The sequence below is a fragment of the Acidovorax sp. KPB24-03 genome, assembly GCF_057546605.1.
On the sequence record NZ_BAAJYR010000960.1, the window covers coordinates 1 to 536 of the forward strand.

Consider the following 536-nt stretch of genomic DNA (forward strand, 5'->3'; position numbering starts at 1 on the left):
CGCGGCCAGGGCCGCCGTGCCCGACTGCCCGCCGCGCACGGCCTGCAGCGCGGTCACCACCGCATCCAGCTGGCGCCACAGCGCGGGCTCCATGCGGCGTTCGCCCTCCGCGGGGGGCGGAAAGAAACGGGAGGGCGAGCGCGGCTGCGGATCGGTCATGTTCTGTCTGAGCCTGTCTTGAATAGGAAAAAACCGGTTGCGGTTGCGGACGCCGTCGCGGCCACGCCTTGAATCAATGTCAAACCATCCACGCCCCTCCCGGGATGCGGGGATGGGCACGCAGCCTACAGCGTTCTGGCCGCCTTGAACCCGAACAGCCACGCCAGCAGGCGCGCCGGGAACTGGCCGATGGCCTGGTTGTACTGCAGCGCCGCATCGTTGAACTGCCGGGTGGCCAGCGCATTCTGGGCCACCAGCTCCTGCCACCGCTGCGCCCACAGGGGCAGCGCCGCGCCTTCGCCGGGCGCCGGCGGAACCTCCGCCACGCGCACCATGGCCAGCCAGGCGGCCTCGAGCACCTCGCGCCCCGTCAGCAG

1 pseudogene is annotated in these 536 nt (G+C 71.5%); it reads right to left on the reverse strand.

What is annotated here, in order from left to right:
* Positions 1-284: 284 nt before the first annotated feature.
* Positions 285-536 (reverse strand): annotated as a pseudogene (locus tag AC27KI_RS27040) (LemA family protein); the annotation flags it as partial.